The following is a 16,843-nucleotide window of genomic DNA, read 5'->3' on the forward strand; positions in this document are numbered from 1 at the left end:
ATACGGCGCGAAACTAAAAAACTCGGTTTAACTCATCCCTTTACCCAAAAAGGGGCACTCCTCACGGCAACGTCCATCCCATGGCATGCGAGGAAAGTCCCCTTCAGTGCGTCCTATCGGAGGAAAGTCCCCTTCAGCTCACTCGTAGATCTCGCCCTTGGCCGCTTTGTCCACAAGGGACTGAGGCGGGGTGAAGTGGTCGCCGTAGCGCTCGGCCAGCTGGCGGGCGCGGTCGACGAAGCCCTGCAGGCCACCGGAGTACTGGTTGATGTACTGGATGACACCGCCGGTCCAGGCCGGGAACCCGATGCCGAAGATCGACCCGATGTTCGCGTCCGCGACCGAGGTCAGCACACCCTCGTCGAAGCACTTCACGGTTTCGAGCGCCTCGGCGAAGAGCATCCGCTCCTTGAGGTCCTCGAACGGGACGTCGGCGGAACCGGACTTGAACGCGTCCCGCAGCCCCGGCCACAGCCCGACGCGCTTGCCTTCGGCGTCGTACTCGTAGAACCCGGCGCCGGTGGACCGGCCCTTGCGGTCGTACTCGTCGAGCATCTTGTCGATGACGGCCTCGGAGGCGTGCGCCGTCCAGGTGCCACCGGCCGCCTCGATCGCCTCGCGGGTCTCCTTGCGGATCTTGCGCGGCAACGTCAGGGTCAGCTCGTCCATCAGCTGCAGCGGCGGCGCCGGGTACCCGGCCTGCGAACCCGCCTGCTCGATCGACGACGGCTCGACGCCCTCGCCCAGCGCGGCGACGGCCTCGTTGATGAACGTGCCGATCACGCGCGAGGTGAAGAAGCCACGGCTGTCGTTGACGACGATCGGCGTCTTCTTGATCTGCAGGGTGTAGTCGAAGACCTTCGCCAGCGTGGCCGGGGAGGTCTTCTCGCCGCAGATGATCTCGACCAGCGGCATCTTGTCCACCGGCGAGAAGAAGTGGATGCCGATGAAGTCCTCGGTCCGCTGCACGCCCTCGGCGAGCGAGGTGATCGGCAGCGTCGAGGTGTTCGAGCCCAGCACGGCGTCCGGGTCGACGATGCTCTCGATCTCCTGGAACACCTTGTGCTTGAGCTCGACGCTCTCGAACACGGCCTCGATCACGAAGTCGACCCCGGCGAAGTCCTCCGGCTTGTCGGTCGGCTTGATCTTCGCCAGCAGCGCGTCCGACTTCTCCTTCGTGGTCTTGCCACGGGAGAGCGCCTTCTCCTCCAGCTTGACCGCGTAGCCCTTGCCCTTTTCGGCGGCTTCCTGCGTGACGTCCTTGAGCACGACGTCGATCCCGGCCTTCGCCGAGACATACGCGATCGCCGCGCCCATCATCCCGGCACCGATGACGCCGACCTTCTTGGCGGTGTACTTCTCGAAGCCGTCCGGACGGGAGCCGCCGGAGTTGATGGTCTGCAGGTCGAAGAAGAACGCCTTCGTCATGTTCTTCGCGACCTGGCCGGTGGCGAGGTTGACGAAGTAGCGCGTCTCGACCTGGAGCGCGGTGTCGACGTCGACCAGCGCGCCCTCGATGGCCGCGGAAAGGATCGCGCGCGGCGCGGGCATGTTCGCGCCCTTGATCTGCTTGCGCAGGTTCGCCGGGAACGCGGGCAGGTTCGCCGCGAAGCTCGGGTTCGACGGGCTGCCACCGGGGATCTTGTAGCCCTTGACGTCCCAGGGCTGGACGCCGCCCTCGGGGTTGGCCTTGATCCACGCCTTCGCGGCCGGGATCAGTTCTTCGACCGTGCCAACGAGTTCGTGCACCAGGCCGAGTTCGAGCGCCTTGGCAGGACGGTGCCGCTGGCCCTGCAACAGGACGTTCAGCAGCGCGCTCTGGATGCCCAGCAGACGAACCGTGCGGACCACGCCACCGCCGCCGGGGAGCAGGCCGAGGGTGACCTCGGGGAGGCCGATCTGGCTGCCCTTGACGTCGGCCGCGATGCGGTGGTGCGTCGCGAGCGCCAGCTCCAGGCCACCGCCGAGCGCGGCGCCGTTGATCGCGGCGACGACCGGCTTGCCGAGTTGCTCGAGCCGGCGCATCTGCCCCTTCATCAGGGAGCTGCTCTCGGTGATCTCGGCCGCGTGCTCCGGCTGCGCCTGGATCAGGTCCTTGAGGTCGCCACCGGCGAAGAAGGTCTTCTTCGCCGACGTCAGCACGACACCGGTGATGGTGTCCTTTTCGGACTCCAGCCGGTCCACGACCACGCCGAGCGACTCGCGGAAGTCGGCGTTCATCGTGTTGGCGGACTGCTTGGGGTCGTCCAGGGTCAGCACGACGATGCCGTCGGCGTCCTGTTCCCAGCGGATGGTTTTCGCTTCAGCCATTTCCCTATCCCTCGGACTCAGACCCGCTCGATGATGGTCGCGACACCCATGCCGCCGCCGATGCACAGGGTCACCAGCGCGCGGCGCGCCTGACGGCGTTCCAGCTCGTCCACCACGGTGCCGACCAGCATCGCGCCGGTGGCGCCCAGCGGGTGCCCCATCGCGATCGCGCCACCGTTGACGTTGACCTTCTCCTCCGGCAGGTTCAGGTCCTTGATCCACTTGAGCACGACGGAGGCGAAGGCCTCGTTGAGCTCCCAAAGGTCGATGTCGTCCGGGGTGAGCCCGGCCTTGTCGAGGACCTTCTGCGTGGCCGGGGTCGGGCCGGTGAGCATGATCGTCGGCTCGGAGCCGATCGACGCGGTGGCCACGATGCGGGCCCGCGGGGTCAGGCCGAAGGTCTTGCCGACCTGCTCGTTGCCGACCAGCACGAGCGCGGCGCCGTCCACGATGCCCGAGGAGTTCCCGCCGGTGTGGACGTGGTTGATCTTCTCGACCTGGTGGTACTTCTGCAGCGCGACGGCGTCGAAGCCGCCCAGCTCGCCGATGCCGGCGAAAGCGGGCTTGAGCTTGCCGAGGCCCTCGACCGTGGAGCCGGGGCGGCGGTGCTCGTCGTGGTCGAGCACGGTGACACCGTTGATGTCCTTCACCGGTACGACGGACTTCGCGAAGTAACCGCCGGACCAGGCGGCTTCGGCCTTGTCCTGCGAGCGCACGGCCCAGGCGTCGACGTCCTCGCGGGAGAAGCCCTCGATCGTCGCGATCAGGTCGGCGCCGGTGCCCTGCGGGACGATGTAGTTGTCGTAGGCGGTGGCCGGGTCCATGAACAGCGCGCCGCCGTCCGAGCCCATCGGCACCCGCGACATCGACTCGACACCACCGGCGATGATCAGCTGGTCCCAGCCGGAGGCGACCTTCTGCGCGGCGGTGTTGGTGGCTTCCAGGCCGGAGGCGCAGAAGCGGTTGAGCTGCACGCCCGCGACGGTCTCGGGCAGGCCCGCGTTCAGCGCGGCGGTCCGCGCGATGACCGCGCCCTGCTCACCCACCGGGGAGACGACGCCGAGCACGATGTCGTCGATCGCCGCCGGATCGAGGTTCGGATGGCGGACCTTCAGCTCGTTGATCAGGCCGACCACGAGGTCGACCGGCTTGGTGCCGTGCAGGGCACCACCCTTGTTCTTGCCGCGAGGCGTGCGAATCGCCTCGTAGATGTAGGCCTCGCTACTCACTGAACACTCCTCCGCGCAGGGCGTGGTTGGTACTGCGTTGTATCCGCACCGGGATCATACTGCCGAGTACGCGCTAATGCCGATTAACATATGCCCGAGTAACCCCATGGTGTCAATGGGTTGTTTCCTACCCATGACGCGCTATCGTCGGTTCACCATGACGTCACCTTCACCCCGGCGGGCCGGCACCAGGAGGCCGCGCGACCGCAAGGCGCAGCTCGCCGCGGTCGCCGCGGAGCTGTTCCGCGAGCGGGGGTTCCACGGCGTCGGGATCAACGACATCGCCGCCGCGGGCGGCGTCACCGGGCCTGCGCTCTACCGGCATTTCGCGGACAAGCAGGCGATCCTCGCCTACGTCGTGCTGGCCGGGATCGACGACATGGAGAGCGCGACCGCCGAAGCGCTTTCCGACGCCGAATCGGCCGTCGACCAGCTGGAAGGCCTGCTCACCGTCCTGGCGACCCAGGCGGTGGAGCGCCGGGAGATCGCCGCGCTGTGGCGATGGGAAGGCCGTCATCTGCCCCGGGACGACCAGCGCGAGATCGGCAAACGCTCCGGCGCGCTGCTCGCGGCGTGGAGCAAAACGCTGCTCCGGGTCCGCCCCGAACTGGCCGCGGAAGACGCCGAGCTGTTGTGCTGGGCGACGTTGTCGGTGTTCGGCAGCGTGTCGGTCCACCACACGACGGTCGCGAAGAAACGCTTCGCGCAGCTGCTCGTCGAGCGGGCGCTCGCTGTGCTCAACACCACACTGCCCGCGGCGGGTGCGGCGCCGGAACCCCCGCCACTCGCCGTCCTCGGTACGCCTTCGCGGCGCGAGCAACTGCTGTCGGAGGCGACCCGGTTGTTCTCCGACCGCGGGTTCCGCGCGGTGAGCATGGAGGACATCGGCTCGGCCGCCGGGATCGCCGGGCCCAGCGTGTACCGGCACTTCCCGAGCAAGGGCGCACTGCTCGTGGCGATCGGGCACCGGGCGGGCGACCGGCTCGCCGTCGCCGCCGAAGAGGCGTTACGCGCGGCCGACGAACGGGACGCGCTGCGCAGGCTCGCCGCGTCCTATGTGCACACGCTGCTGCACACCCCGGAACTGCACGTCGCCTTCTCCGCCGACCGGGCGAGCATCCCCGACCGCGACCGGGCCGGACTGCTGCGGGTGCAGCGGGACTACGTCGCGCGCTGGGTGTCGCTGCTTTCGGCCGTGCGGCCGGAGCTTCCCGCGCGGGAAGTGAAGATCACCGTGCACGCGGCGCTGACCATCGCGAACGACCTGACCAAGACTCGCCGCGTCGCGCACCGCCCGAACCTCGAAGCCGAACTGAGCGCGCTCCTGCACGCCGCGCTGGGACTCGGCTGACCGGACCGGCCACTTCGGACAGTGCCCGCCCGGCGTGCGGCCATCCCGACGGGAAAACCTGACGCACGCGCCGCCTTTCGCGCATCCGATTTTCGTCGGTCAGCTCTCGGTGAAAGTCGCCTCGGGACACCTGTCTTCGTGCGAACATGCGCCGTGCCCACGACACGCCGACTGCATCTGGTGACCGAGGACGAAGAGCACCGGGTCTCCAGCCTGGAGCTGTTCTTCGACCTGGTGTTCGTCTACGCGATCACCCAGACGACACAGCTGATGGCCAATCACCTGAGCCTGCTCGGGATCGGCCAGGGCATGGCGATGCTCGCCGTGCTGTGGTGGTGCTGGTGCAGCTATGCCTGGCTGGGCACCACGATCCACGTCGACCACGGCATCGCCCGGCTCGCGATGTTCGCCGCGATGGCGGTGATGTTCCTGGTGTCGCTGACGATCCCGGAAGCGTTCACCGACCAGCCCGGCGGGCTGTACGCCCCGTTGCTGTTCGTCGTCTGCTATTTCGCCGTGCGGCTGCTCCAAGAGCTCGCCTACCTCGGGGCCGCACGGCACGACGCCGCGCTTCGCCGCGTCCTGCTGCGGATGCTCGCCGGCCTGCTGCCGAGCGTGGCGTTGCTGGCGTTCGCGGCGTTCCTGCACGGCCCGTGGCAACTCGGCGTCTGGGTCATCGCGCTCGCCGTCGACTACCTCAACGTCTACCTCGCGGGCCCGGCGGGCTGGCGGCTGAACTCCCCCGCGCATTTCGCGGAACGCTTCGGGCTCATCGTGATCATCGCGCTCGGGGAGTCCATTGTGGCCATCGGCATCGGGATCGGCGCACTGCCGATGTCGTGGCTCGTCGCCGGGGCCGCGATCTGCGGGCTCGCGCTCGCCGCAGGAATGTGGTGGACGTACTTCGACGTCGTGGCCTGGGTTTCCGAACGCCGGCTCTCCCGCGCCACCGGCATCGAGCGCACGAAACTCGCGACCGACTCGTACACGTTCCTGCACCTGCCGCTCATCGCCGGGATCGTGCTCGTCGCGCTCGGTCTCAAGAAGGCGTTCCTGTACCTCGCCGACACCGAGCACCATCACCCCGGTGAGGCACTGCACGGCGTCCCGATCTGGGCGCTGACCGGCGGGCTGGCGCTGTACCTGTGCACGCTGAGTGCCCTGCGCAGGCGCAACCTCGGCCGGTGGAACGTGCAGCGCCTGGTGCTCGCGGCGGCGTTGCCCGCGGTGACTCCGCTGCTCGAACACGTCCCCGCGGCCGTGACGCTCGTGATCGCCACGGGAACCGTCCTCGGGCTCATCGCCTTCGAGCGGCTCCGCTGGTCGGAATGGCGTCGTCAGGTTCGGGCCGATCACCCGTGACGTGCGGTCGCGGCTTCAGCAATCACTTCGGCGAGCACAGCGGGCTGGGACAGGAAGGGCGAGTGGGAGGACTCGAGCTCCGTGACGACGGTTGGGGACGCCGACACGGCGTCGATCTCCTTGATGAACCGCTGTTGCAGCGTCGGCGCGATGGCGTAGTCCTGGGTACAGGTCACGTATGAGTGCGGGATGCTGCCGTAGCGCGCCGCCGTCACGGTCAGCTCCTCACCGGGGATCCCGGCCGGGCCGTCCGGAGTGAGCATGGAGATGGCGGCGTCCGCCGTGCGGTCGTCGACGTCGCCGTAGAAGACCTCCTTGAGCTGATCCCGCCGGTCCGGGTCGTGGAAGTCGATGCGCGCGGCGCCGATCACCGCCGGGTCGGCCACCAGCAGCGGCGACAGCTTCTCACCCGCGGCTTCCGGACTGGCGACGTACGACCACGCGGACATCCCGTTCACCGGCGCGAGCGCGGCCACGTAGACCAGCCCGCCCACGAGTTCCGGAGCGAGTTCCGCCAACGCGGTGGCGACCACGCCACCGGCGCTGTGCGCGACCACGAGACACGGCCGGCCCCCGCCGATCGCCCGGATCCGGTCGGCGAGGTCGGCCGCCGCTGAGGACGCGGTGACGGAGGCGACCGGGGAGGGTTCGGTGGCGAACGCCTCCGCGTCGAACGGCCGCGCCCAGCGGGCGCGCGGAGCGGGGCCGCGCAGTCCGTGCCCTTCGAGGTCGACCGCGACGGACTGGATCCCGCGGGCGGCCAGCTGCTCGGCCACCGGGCTCCAGCACCAGCTGCCGTGCCAGAAGCCGTGCACCAGGACGACAGGCAGGGAGTCGCTCATTCATTCCTCCGAGGCAGCGTGAAACCGCTTTCGAACGCAAGCTATCGCCGGAAAGTTCCTGTTCGCGGGCAGCCGGGACGAACAGACAAGCAGGAGTGACCGTTGGTCTCCCGGGTGAGTCCGGCCACCGAATCGAGGGGCACCGCTGGCACGAACCGCTCCGGACCGCTAACCTACTCACGAGTAGGTAGCGAGATGGAGGGGCCACCATGGCTGCGCCAAGGAAACGAGACGCGATGGGCTTCGGCCTGGCCGCGCTCACCCGGTTGGCCGGGAGCAAGGTCATCGACAAGGCCGGGCTGCGCAAGCCCGTCGAGAACCTCGTCACCGCGGGGACGAGGAACGGCTTCCGCGTCGCGGGCGCGGCCACCCGTTCGTTCCAGGCGGCGCAGCGGCTCGGCAAGCCGGCGCGGCTCGCGCCGACGTCCGACAAGGGCCTGTTCGACCTCACCCCGAGTGAGGATCAGCAGCTCATCGTCGAGACCGTCACCGAGTTCGCGGCCGAGCAGCTGCGCCCGGCCGCCGCGGACGCCGACGCGAAGCTCGCCGCGCCGGAGGGCCTGCTCAGCAGGGCCGCCGAGCTGGGCATCAGCCTCGTCGGGATCCCCGAGGAGCTGGGCGGCGTCGGCACCGAACGCTCGGTCGTCACCAACGCGCTCGTCGCGGAGGCGCTCGCACACGGCGACCTTGGGCTCGCCGTCGCCGTCCTCGCGCCGTCGGCCGTGAGCACCGCGCTGGTCTCCTACGGCGACGAGCAGCAGCAGGCCGACTACGTGCCCGCGTTCGCCACCGAGCACGTCCCGGCGGCCGCGCTCGCGCTGCAGGAGCGCGCCCCGCTGTTCGACCCGTTCAAGCCCGCCACCAAGGCCCGGCGCACACCGAAGGGCTATCAGCTCGACGGCGTGAAGTCGCTGGTGCCGCGCGCGGCGCAGGCGGAACTGTTCATCGTCTCCGCCGACCTCGAAGGCCGGGGTCCCGCACTTTTCCTTGTGGAGTCGTCGAACTCCGGCGTCACGATCGAAGCCGAGCCCGCGATGGGCCTGCGCGGCGCCGCGACCGGGAAACTGCACCTGGAGAAGGCTTCGCTGCCCGCGGGCGCACTGCTCGGCGGCGGAAAGCCCGAGGTGTTCGCCGAGATCGTGCGGCTGTCGCGGCTCGGCTGGGCGGCGCTGGCGGCCGGGACCGCGAAGGCCGTCCTCGACTACGTCGTGCCCTACGTCAACGAGCGGACCGCGTTCGGCGAACCGATCAGCCACCGCCAGGCCGTCGCGTTCTCCGTGGCGGACATCGCGATCGAGCTGGAAGGCCTGCGCCTGGTGACGTTGCGCGCGGCCGCCCGCGCCGAGCAGGGCAAGTCCTACGCCCGCGAGGTCGCGCTGGCCCGCAAACTCGCCGCGGACAAGGGCATGCAGATCGGCAACGCGGGTGTGCAGTTGCTCGGCGGGCACGGCTTCGTCAAGGAGCACCCGGTCGAACGCTGGTACCGCGATCTGCGCGCCATCGGCGTGATGGAAGGCGCCGTTCTCCTTTAAGGCTTTCTCGGAAGGTAAGCACTCATGATCAACCTGGAAGTCCCCAAGAAGGCCGGCGCGCTGATCAACCAGGCGTACCAGGCCGCGTCGGAAGTGTTCCGGCCGATCTCGCGCAAGTACGACCGCGCCGAGCACACCTACCCGACCGAACTCGACATGTTCGCCGCGCTGCTGGACGGGCTCAACTCCTCCGGCGAGGGCGGCGCGGGCGCGGCGGGTGTCCGCCGCGACGACAAGGACGGCGCCAAGAAGGGAAACCGCAACGGCGCCAACCTGAACGTCGTCCTCGGCACGATCGAGATGTGCTGGGGTGACGTCGGGCTGCTGCTGTCGATGCCACGCCAGGGCCTGGGCAACGCGGCGATCGGCTCGGTCGCCACCGACGAACAACTCAAGCGCTTCAACGGTTTGTGGGCCGCGATGGCGATCACCGAACCGGGCTGCGGCTCGGACTCGGCGGCGATCACCGCGACCGCTCGCCTCGATGGCGACGAGTACGTGCTCAACGGCGAGAAGATCTTCGTGACGTCCGGCCAGCGCGCCGACGCCGTCGTCGTGTGGGCGACACTGGACAAGTCGAAGGGCCGCGCGGCGATCAAGTCGTTCGTCGTGGAGAAGGGCACGCCCGGCTTCGAGGTCGTGCGGGTCGAGCACAAACTCGGCATTCGTGCCTCCGACACCGCGGTGCTCCGGTTCGAGAACTGCCGTGTCCCCAAGGAAAACCTGCTCGGCACGCCGGAGATCGACACGGCGAAGGGCTTCGCCGGGGTCATGCAGACCTTCGACAACACCCGCCCGCTCGTGGCCGCGATGGCCATCGGCGTCGCGCGGGCGGCGCTGGAGGAAACCCGTCGCATCCTGACCGAAGCCGGGATCACCATCGACTACGACCGCCCCGCCAACACCCAGCACGCGGCCGCCGCGGCGTTTCTCCAGCTGGAAGCGGACTACGAATCGGCGTACCTGCTGACGCTGGAATCCGCATGGATGGCCGACAACCGCCAGCCGAACTCACTGCAAGCCTCGATGGCCAAGGCGAAAGCAGGCCGCTCGGTCGTCGACATCACGCTGAAGTGCGTCGAGCTGACCGGTGCGTACTCCGAGGAATCCCTGCTGGAGAAGTGGAGCCGGGACGCGAAGATCCTGGACATCTTCGAAGGCACGCAGCAGATTCAGCAACTCATCGTCGCCCGCCGCGTCCTCGGCAAGACTTCTGCCGAGCTGAAGTAGCCCAACACCGGGAGGGTCCCCGCCCGGCCACTCGTGTCCTCTGTGGACACGCGCGGCCGGGCGGCTTTATGTTTCTCCCGTCTGAATCTCCTCCGCCTGCCGTTTCTCATACCCGGCCCAGTACAGCGCCTCGTGATGATGGCCCCGGTCGATGTCCGCGACGGCCTCGTACAGCCGCGCGTTACCGAGGATGATGGCCCCGGTCGATGTCCGCGACGGCCTCGTACAGCCGCGCGTTACCGAGCCGGAACGCCACCCACGCCGAAGGATCCGCTTTGCTGGGAGGCCGACGCTTCATCACCACCTCATGCGCTTCCGACAGCGTCTTCGGCTCACCTTTCGACACGATCACGCCCCTCCACGCGGATTTCCAGCAGGGTCGCCAGCTCGTCCGCCTGGTCCCGAAGCCGGCGCAGGAACATCGCGCATCCCCTCCAGGCCGTCTGGTCCTCCGGCGGTACCAGCGTCACCACACAGACCCCAGCCAACACCAGAACCGGCGGACACGACGCGTGCGGCCCGGTCTCCTCCACCGTCACCTCGGTACCCGGATCCACCGTCCAACGAAGCCCCAAGCCGTCCCACGTCGCCGTCATGCCACACCGCGCCTATGCAGGTGCCCCCCGCTTGTCCGCGCCAGGCGACCGGACGGCGGTTCAACGGTCACGCCTAACTCCTCGGTGCTCTGCCACCGGCCTGACCCGGCAGCCTGACACCAATCTCCCCCAGAACACGGGACGTGATCACTACCTGACGGGACATCTAGGGACGTCCCTGCTACCGTCGAAGACGTCCCTACACGTCCCAAGGGTGCCGATGCCGAACGAACGCCTGCGTGACGCGCTAATGCGCAACGGCCTGACACTGGAGCAGGTCGCCGAGGCCGTCGGCGTCGATCAGAAGACCGTCGAACGCTGGATCACCAAGAACCGGACGCCCTACCCCAAGCACCGACACAAGATCGCCGCCATGGCACGCGAATCGGAGACCTACCTCTGGCCGGATTCGGTAGCCCCGGAGCGCAAAGCCGAGACGGCCGCCGCCGAGGTCGTACAGGTCTTCCCGCACCGCCACGCCGTCCCCGTCGAACTGTGGGACCGGCTGATCAACGAAGCCTCGGCGACTGTTGAAATCCTGGTACACGCAGCGTTGTTCCTGGTCGAACGCCCGCGGTTCATCAAAGACCTTTTGGCGAAAGCCTCTGCCGGTGCTCACATCCGCCTGCTGTTCGGTGACCCGGAAGGCGACAGCGTCGCCCTGCGCGGTGAAGAAGAGCAGTTGGGCGACGGAACGCTCCCGGCACGCATCCGCAACGCACTGGCGTCCTACCGTCCGCTGATCGGCGTCGACGGGGTCGAAATGCGCTTCCACAACACGACCCTCTACAACTCGATCTTCCGCTTCGACGACGAAATGATCATCAACACGCACGTGTACGGGATCCAGGGCGCCCACGCCCCGTCGCTCCACCTCCGACGGCTGTCCGCCGGGGACCTCTTCGAGACCTACTCGGAGAGCTTCGAGTCAGTCTGGAACCTCGCCAAGCCAGCCACCTTCTAGGAGGCAGCATGACCCGAGTCGACTACTACAACGACCCGAACGCCCCCAAGGCGAACAGCATCGCAGTCGCGGTCTCCGCGTTCATCCAGGACGACGAGGGCCGAATCCTGATGATCCGACGCACGGACAACGACCTGTACTCCATCCCCGGCGGCCAACTGGAACTCGGCGAGACGCTGGCCGAGGCGGCAGTTAGGGAGGTCCGCGAAGAGACCGGCATCGAGTGCGAGGTCACAGGCGTGATCGGCCTGTACTCAGATCCGAAACACGTTATCGCCTACGATGACGGCGAAGTTAGGCAAGAGTTCTCTATCTGCTTCCATGCCCGGCAAATCGGCGGAGACCTACGCAAAAGTAGCGAAAGCTCAGAGGTTATTTGGATTGAAGCAATTGCCTTGAATGATCTACAAATTCACCCTAGCATTCGGCTACGCATAGAACATGCCACAAACCAACCGACCACCGTGCACTTTACTTAACTCTCACTCCTGAACCGGCTTCAGCACGTAACCGTCGACCGGGAACAAAGTATGATCAATGCCCTGCAACATACTTTGCAGCGAGCCCAGGTCTTCAGAAGTTGCGAAAATAACTTGACGACTACCAGGGTTCATCGAAGCTCGACGAAGCAACGCGCGAAATGAAACATCTTTAGCGCTCTGCTGTCGCGGCTCGTCAAATATTAAGAGCCCGGGATGATTCGTATCATAGGACTCGGAGACCTCTAGTAAGCTCAACAAATACGACCAGACAACCCGGATCGAGTCAGACGCAGATATGTCTGCCTGCAAATCGAAGTCATCTCGGCGAGGCAGATAGTCAGTTTTTGAGATATCCAAGTTCTCTTCTGCACGAAAAGATCCGAAGTCGTAGGCCCGCAACTGATCAATAAACGAGCGCTTAACGAAACCCAATTTCGCACGATCGTTGTCAGACGCACTATCCTTTGGCAATTTTTGCAAGGCTGCCCGGATACCCCTTGCTGTTTCGGCAAAGCGCTCTAGCTCACCAAGAAGCTGGGAGAACCTCTCGCTCGCCACCGTGAGGCTTTCAAGCTTTTGAGCGATCCTTACCTTCTGTGCGACGTCCTCTTCGGATGGCGTGTTTTCCGCTGACGTCAAAGATGACCTAAGTGACCGTATTTGACTGCGGGTTTCCGCCGCCATTCGCTTCAGTGAAGCGAATCGTTCACGCTTTGCCTCAACAGTCGCCCGAGTATCCCTTTCCATCACAGAGAACAAATCAATTTGTTGCTTAATGTAGTCGACACTCGATTCCGCAGACAGGGTCGACGTGGTGGTCTCAGCGCCAAGCAGCGAGACAGGAAGCTCTTGATGACATACGGGGCAGTCTCCGTGCAAGCGAGAAATGCTTTCTGATCCCAACCGTTCCAAGATGAGAATGTCTTGATGCTCACGAAGATCTTCTTCGAGCGCTCCAATTCTACTCTGCAGTTGTCGCAACTCTCGCTGATCTTGCACAATTTCGTCGCGGAGAATCGCACCCGCTTGGCGTAAGCTATCAGAGCGCTCGATAGCGACCGCGAGCGTTTGCTCCAACTCGCCCGAGACCTCTCGAACTGGGCGGACTTGAACCTCAGATATATTCGCCAGCTCAGTCCGCAGGCTCGCCAACACAGACTCCAGGTTGACCCATGAGTCTTCCCTAGCTTCAGCTACGAAGGGGCGATTAACCGGAGGCCAAGCTGTCACCAGATTATCCGGCAAACGTTGGACCACTAAGCCATCGCCACTTATGGAATCTTTGAATGCGCGCACGGCAGTCCGCCATTGGTCTTGAACAACTTTATCCTCAGCACGTAGCCGCATTCTTTCCGATTCGACTTCGCCAACATCAAGTTTCAGAAGAAACTCAATTGCGCGCCGCTTGACATCAACCACGCCGGAAAAATACGGCATCTGCGCCTGAATTCCACCCCACCCCCGGCGCTGCTCTACGAACAGCAGAGGAAAGACCTGTTCCATATACAGAGGAGCCAAACGTCCATCCGCTGCCGGCAACTGCGGCAGCTGCCACCCAATAAAGGAAGCGAGCCACTTATGAAATCCTTTTGGATTCGCCGCAGCACCGGGCCGGCCGACGTAATAGTCCTGAACTTCGTACTCATCGGGGGCTGTAATTGCAGGACCGAGAGTGACACGAACTAAGCCAGAGTCAAACTGATCATGTTTAATCCATCTTGTTAACGTCACTACATCATTAGTGACACCTTGGATCTCAAGGCTAATCCAAGAAGAAAGTACCGGCGTCTCGCTTTTAGTACTTGGATCATAGATCAAGCGATCTCGCATAGCTGACGTGACAGCGTGCGAGGCCCTCGCCGTGATCATCTTCTCAAGTCCCAGAGCGAATAAGAAGCCCTGCATCGAAGTCGACTTACCGCGCGAGTTATCAGCCCTAAAGACCATCAGGCCATCAGACAGCGGGATGTCGGCTCCAAATCGGCCGTATTCAGTCTCAGCACGCAATCTGAGATGCCGTAACCGCAGCTTCATATGTGCCGCCACTCGATTATGCGAGATACTTCTTTTTGGGTTACTTTGCCTTCTATTTGGTCGAGCATGCTACGCTCACGCTCGAATGCATTACTCTTTTGAACTGCCTTCACAAGCGCTCGTCCATCATTAGTCAAGCGATATACACGGTTTTTCTTATCCTCCAGGAGGTTGAGACCAACAGCGAGGTCGATCGCCCGATCTAGCGCAGGCTCGAACCTAACCAGCGGTTGGTCGGGTACGTCCTCGCCATCCCTGATCTGCGAGATCAAGTGAATATGCTCAGGGCTTCGCACGGCCCAACTGAGCAACTGAAGCGCCTTCCAACTTGCGCCGGAACCATGACTTTTAGCAACCAAGAGGAGAAGCAGCGGAACTCGGCGCTCTGGTCGCATCGATGCCGCAATGGGGTCTGGCCGCCGTTCGAACGAATACGGCACGTCCAGCGCTGCCTCTAGTTCGGCATACCACGGATCAATCATTGCGCTTTCCTAAAACGCAAAGGACAACGAAGGAGCCATTCTCCCGCCTGCCCCATAGATAACTTCTTGGCATCAATCTCCGATATCCCGCCTACTTTATCTTCTAAATCAAGGCCATAGTCCCCGATTAGCTTCATTAGGCGCTGACTCGGAGCCGACGAGTCGAGCTCATTCTCTAACTCAAGACCGTCCTGCCGCAACCGACGCCTGACTTCGACCGCTTCCCAGGTTCCCGGCCACTCTTTTAAACCTTCCATGATCTGCTCTTTGGCCAGAAACGCCTTGATGAGCTTATTACGTAAGCTGACCGTATTCGCACTGGGATCATAACCCTTCAATACGGCAAGCTTAGTGTCCATGTTTTCAACCAGCTTGGGCGTTTCATCATGAAAGACCTGCACATCCACATCTTCAACAACCGGATCTGGCACCACAGCCTTCGCAAGATTATCCCGCAAGGCTGCACTCAGTTCAGCAGGATAGTCTTTCGGCGTTTTTATGCGAATGGCAAACTTCTCATCAATGAAGGGGAGATTGTATTCCCGCACAGTCTTTGCGCGCTTGTTCGCATAGGCGACGAGTTCAACGGCGTGAAACTCTGGGACCATTAGAAAGTAGTGTTTGACTTTGAGCCCATCCAGTACTGACAAGAGTCTATCTTTATACTTTCGCAACTTCTCAGTGTCAGTGTATAGCTTGTCTTTTTGCTTATCTGTCCTGGCGCGCAATGACAGTGAATCACGATCCGCGTAGCATTGATAAACGACGCCGTCGGTCGAGTAGCCCTCAATGCCACAGTCGCCTCCCATGTCGGCCGGAAGGTACTGGATTTCTTCGACCTTATACTTGCGCCGCAACAGACCCCAGCACTGCTCCTCGAAAGCGTCTCCAGGATCAAGAGCAGGTATATCGGAAAGATCTTCCAGAGTCATCAGCGCAGCCCAGACCCTTCAGCGCGTGGACGACCATGTCGCCAACAGACCACGCCGCGCACCGACACAGATAGTTCGTTGCCGGCACTTTCACGTCCGTGCGGCGCGCCTGTCATGACAGCCACCGCCTTCCCCTCCGATCCCCTTCTCTTGCTCAAGAGTAAAGGTTGTTGAGATATCACTCAACGTCTACCGATATTCCGCGCTGGGACGCCTCCAGCGAGATGCAGTATCAACCAAAAGATCACTCGAAAAGGCTATTGCGATGCCAGGTTGGGACAATCTGCTGCTCAGCGGTTGCCGAGCTTGGTTCTATGGGATCAATGGCGCGCCGCCGGTGGTGGCGTGCCTGTCGCCTACGTAGCCCATCGCCTGGGCGGCCGCATCCGCTTCCGACACAGCGGGCTACCGCTCCGCTTCGCCCGCCGGTCGGGCGGTGCGGCCGCCCGCGGGTCACCTGGCGCAGCGCCGCGCGGCGACGGCATACAGATCCCCAGAGCCAACGTCGGCCTCCCTCCACAAGCGGTGGTGACCGACGAGTCGTTCGTAACTCGATCTCCGTTACGCACTGTCGCAAGGGGACCTCCATCCCGACGCCGGATCGTGACCGCGGCCGGTAGCACCACGTCAAGACGGTGAAGCGTGTCTTGACCCGGCACCACCGGCCGCGTGCTGGCTTCGTATCGAGATGCAGGGGTAGGTGTGGCTGGTACTCCAGGCCATCAGAGGCCGGGGAGAGGCGACAGACGACGAGACCCAGCGAGACACATCAGCGCAGGTCAGGGCCATTTACGCCCACGATCGCAAGGTCGGCGAAAACCGGCTAAGAAACCCTGGACATCTTCGAAGGCACGCAACAGATCCAGCAACTCATCGTCGCCCGCCGCGTCCTCGGCAAAGAACGAGCGCCGAATTGTGGTAGCCCTTCCCCGGAGAGGGTCCCGCCCGGCTGCGAGTGTCCTCTATGGACACAGTGGCCGGGCGGTTTCGGGTTCCGGCGGCTCAGGTTTTGTCTGCGCGGCCTGGCGTGGCTTTGGCGTCGATTTCGATGCGGGGGCGGGGAAACACCGCGACCCGGACCCGGACGTCCCGGTCCGGCGAGTCGAGCACCCTTTTCAGCAGTGCCAGTGTCACCACGCCTGCCACCACGAGCATTGTCACGGCGACCAGAACCAGCCCGATTCCCCCTGAGGACAACGCAAGCACGGTATCCGCTCCTCGGCCGCCCGGGTGTCAGATGCTCCCCCTCGACGCGGCGGCCCTGCGTCCTCCCTCAGCGTACCGCCTCCGGGACGTTCCGTGAATGCTATCTGCCCTGCCTGGTGGGCAGGGCTGTGTCCCGAACGACGCGCAGGGGACGTTGAACGTCCCCAACGACGCGTTCGAGACATCCTCGACCTGCGCATGTCCCCAACGACGCGTTCGGGACAAGGGCCGGGCCGGGGGCCCCGGATTGCTCCGCCCCCCCCCCCGGCGTCGGGGGGTGCAATAGCCGGG

General features: G+C 64.5%; 16 protein-coding genes. 6 read left to right on the forward strand and 10 right to left on the reverse strand.

The annotated features are described in order from the left end of the window. Nucleotides 1-138 precede the first annotated feature (138 nt). Nucleotides 139-2,310 carry a 3-hydroxyacyl-CoA dehydrogenase NAD-binding domain-containing protein gene (locus ACFWX1_RS14835; protein WP_378387460.1) on the reverse strand — a complete coding sequence of 724 codons (2,172 nt, stop codon included), beginning with the start codon at nucleotides 2,308-2,310 and terminating at the stop codon, nucleotides 139-141. A 17-nt stretch (nucleotides 2,311-2,327) separates the two neighbouring features. Next, complete coding sequence (locus tag ACFWX1_RS14840) at nucleotides 2,328-3,539, reverse strand: acetyl-CoA C-acetyltransferase (protein WP_378387462.1); 1,212 nt, start codon at nucleotides 3,537-3,539, stop codon at nucleotides 2,328-2,330. A 157-nt stretch (nucleotides 3,540-3,696) separates the two neighbouring features. Between ACFWX1_RS14840 and ACFWX1_RS14845 the strand changes: the two genes are divergently transcribed. Further along, on the forward strand, nucleotides 3,697-4,890 hold the full coding sequence (locus ACFWX1_RS14845; protein ID WP_378387464.1) for a TetR/AcrR family transcriptional regulator: 1,194 nt from the start codon (nucleotides 3,697-3,699) through the stop codon (nucleotides 4,888-4,890). 153 nt (nucleotides 4,891-5,043) lie between these two features. Next, complete coding sequence (locus tag ACFWX1_RS14850) at nucleotides 5,044-6,252, forward strand: low temperature requirement protein A (RefSeq protein WP_378387466.1); 1,209 nt, start codon at nucleotides 5,044-5,046, stop codon at nucleotides 6,250-6,252. On the opposite strand, the gene ACFWX1_RS14855 is transcribed toward ACFWX1_RS14850, so the two are convergent. Further along, on the reverse strand, nucleotides 6,243-7,094 hold the full coding sequence (locus tag ACFWX1_RS14855; RefSeq protein WP_378387468.1) for an alpha/beta fold hydrolase: 852 nt from the start codon (nucleotides 7,092-7,094) through the stop codon (nucleotides 6,243-6,245). The genes ACFWX1_RS14850 and ACFWX1_RS14855 overlap by 10 nt on opposite strands. Before the next feature lie 236 nt (nucleotides 7,095-7,330). Here ACFWX1_RS14855 and ACFWX1_RS14860 point away from each other — a divergent pair, with 236 nt between their 5' ends. Next, nucleotides 7,331-8,626, forward strand: a complete 1,296-nt coding sequence (locus ACFWX1_RS14860; protein WP_378387520.1) for an acyl-CoA dehydrogenase family protein — start codon at nucleotides 7,331-7,333, stop codon at nucleotides 8,624-8,626. 24 nt (nucleotides 8,627-8,650) lie between these two features. Further along, nucleotides 8,651-9,856 (forward strand): acyl-CoA dehydrogenase family protein, encoded by a 1,206-nt coding sequence (locus ACFWX1_RS14865; RefSeq protein WP_378387470.1) that lies wholly within the window; start codon nucleotides 8,651-8,653, stop codon nucleotides 9,854-9,856. A gap of 66 nt (nucleotides 9,857-9,922) precedes the next feature. On the opposite strand, the gene ACFWX1_RS14870 is transcribed toward ACFWX1_RS14865, so the two are convergent. From ACFWX1_RS14870 to ACFWX1_RS14880, 3 genes are read right to left on the reverse strand one after another with little or no spacing between them, the layout of a single operon-like run. After that, a complete protein-coding gene (locus ACFWX1_RS14870; protein ID WP_378387522.1) occupies nucleotides 9,923-10,051 on the reverse strand; it encodes an AMED_5909 family protein in 129 nt (42 codons plus the stop codon). Continuing rightward, a complete protein-coding gene (locus ACFWX1_RS14875) occupies nucleotides 10,038-10,154 on the reverse strand; it encodes an AMED_5909 family protein (RefSeq protein WP_378387472.1) in 117 nt (38 codons plus the stop codon). Before ACFWX1_RS14875 ends, ACFWX1_RS14870 begins: the two co-directional genes overlap by 14 nt. Nucleotides 10,155-10,188: 34 nt before the next feature. Continuing rightward, entirely contained in the window at nucleotides 10,189-10,452 is a 264-nt protein-coding gene (locus tag ACFWX1_RS14880) for a hypothetical protein (protein ID WP_378387474.1), read from the reverse strand. A gap of 220 nt (nucleotides 10,453-10,672) precedes the next feature. Here ACFWX1_RS14880 and ACFWX1_RS14885 point away from each other — a divergent pair, with 220 nt between their 5' ends. Next, nucleotides 10,673-11,416, forward strand: coding sequence for a DUF5919 domain-containing protein (locus tag ACFWX1_RS14885; RefSeq protein ID WP_378387476.1), 744 nt, complete (start codon nucleotides 10,673-10,675; stop codon nucleotides 11,414-11,416). 8 nt (nucleotides 11,417-11,424) lie between these two features. Continuing rightward, entirely contained in the window at nucleotides 11,425-11,895 is a 471-nt protein-coding gene (locus ACFWX1_RS14890; RefSeq protein ID WP_378387478.1) for an NUDIX hydrolase, read from the forward strand. A gap of 3 nt (nucleotides 11,896-11,898) precedes the next feature. On the opposite strand, the gene ACFWX1_RS14895 is transcribed toward ACFWX1_RS14890, so the two are convergent. From ACFWX1_RS14895 to ACFWX1_RS14910, 4 genes are all read right to left on the reverse strand, one after another. Then, complete coding sequence (locus ACFWX1_RS14895; protein ID WP_378387479.1) at nucleotides 11,899-13,932, reverse strand: hypothetical protein; 2,034 nt, start codon at nucleotides 13,930-13,932, stop codon at nucleotides 11,899-11,901. Beyond that, nucleotides 13,929-14,414, reverse strand: a complete 486-nt coding sequence (locus ACFWX1_RS14900) for a hypothetical protein (protein ID WP_378387481.1) — start codon at nucleotides 14,412-14,414, stop codon at nucleotides 13,929-13,931. Before ACFWX1_RS14900 ends, ACFWX1_RS14895 begins: the two co-directional genes overlap by 4 nt. After that, nucleotides 14,411-15,346: a hypothetical protein gene (locus tag ACFWX1_RS14905; RefSeq protein WP_378387483.1), complete on the reverse strand. Its 936-nt coding sequence runs from the start codon at nucleotides 15,344-15,346 to the stop codon at nucleotides 14,411-14,413. The genes ACFWX1_RS14900 and ACFWX1_RS14905 overlap by 4 nt, the downstream gene beginning before the upstream one ends. A 1,002-nt stretch (nucleotides 15,347-16,348) precedes the next feature. Beyond that, nucleotides 16,349-16,543, reverse strand: a complete 195-nt coding sequence (locus ACFWX1_RS14910; protein WP_378387485.1) for a hypothetical protein — start codon at nucleotides 16,541-16,543, stop codon at nucleotides 16,349-16,351. Nucleotides 16,544-16,843: the final 300 nt, after the last annotated feature.

This window comes from Amycolatopsis sp. NPDC059021, assembly GCF_042739895.1.
Classification (GTDB): Bacteria; Actinomycetota; Actinomycetes; order Mycobacteriales; family Pseudonocardiaceae; genus Amycolatopsis.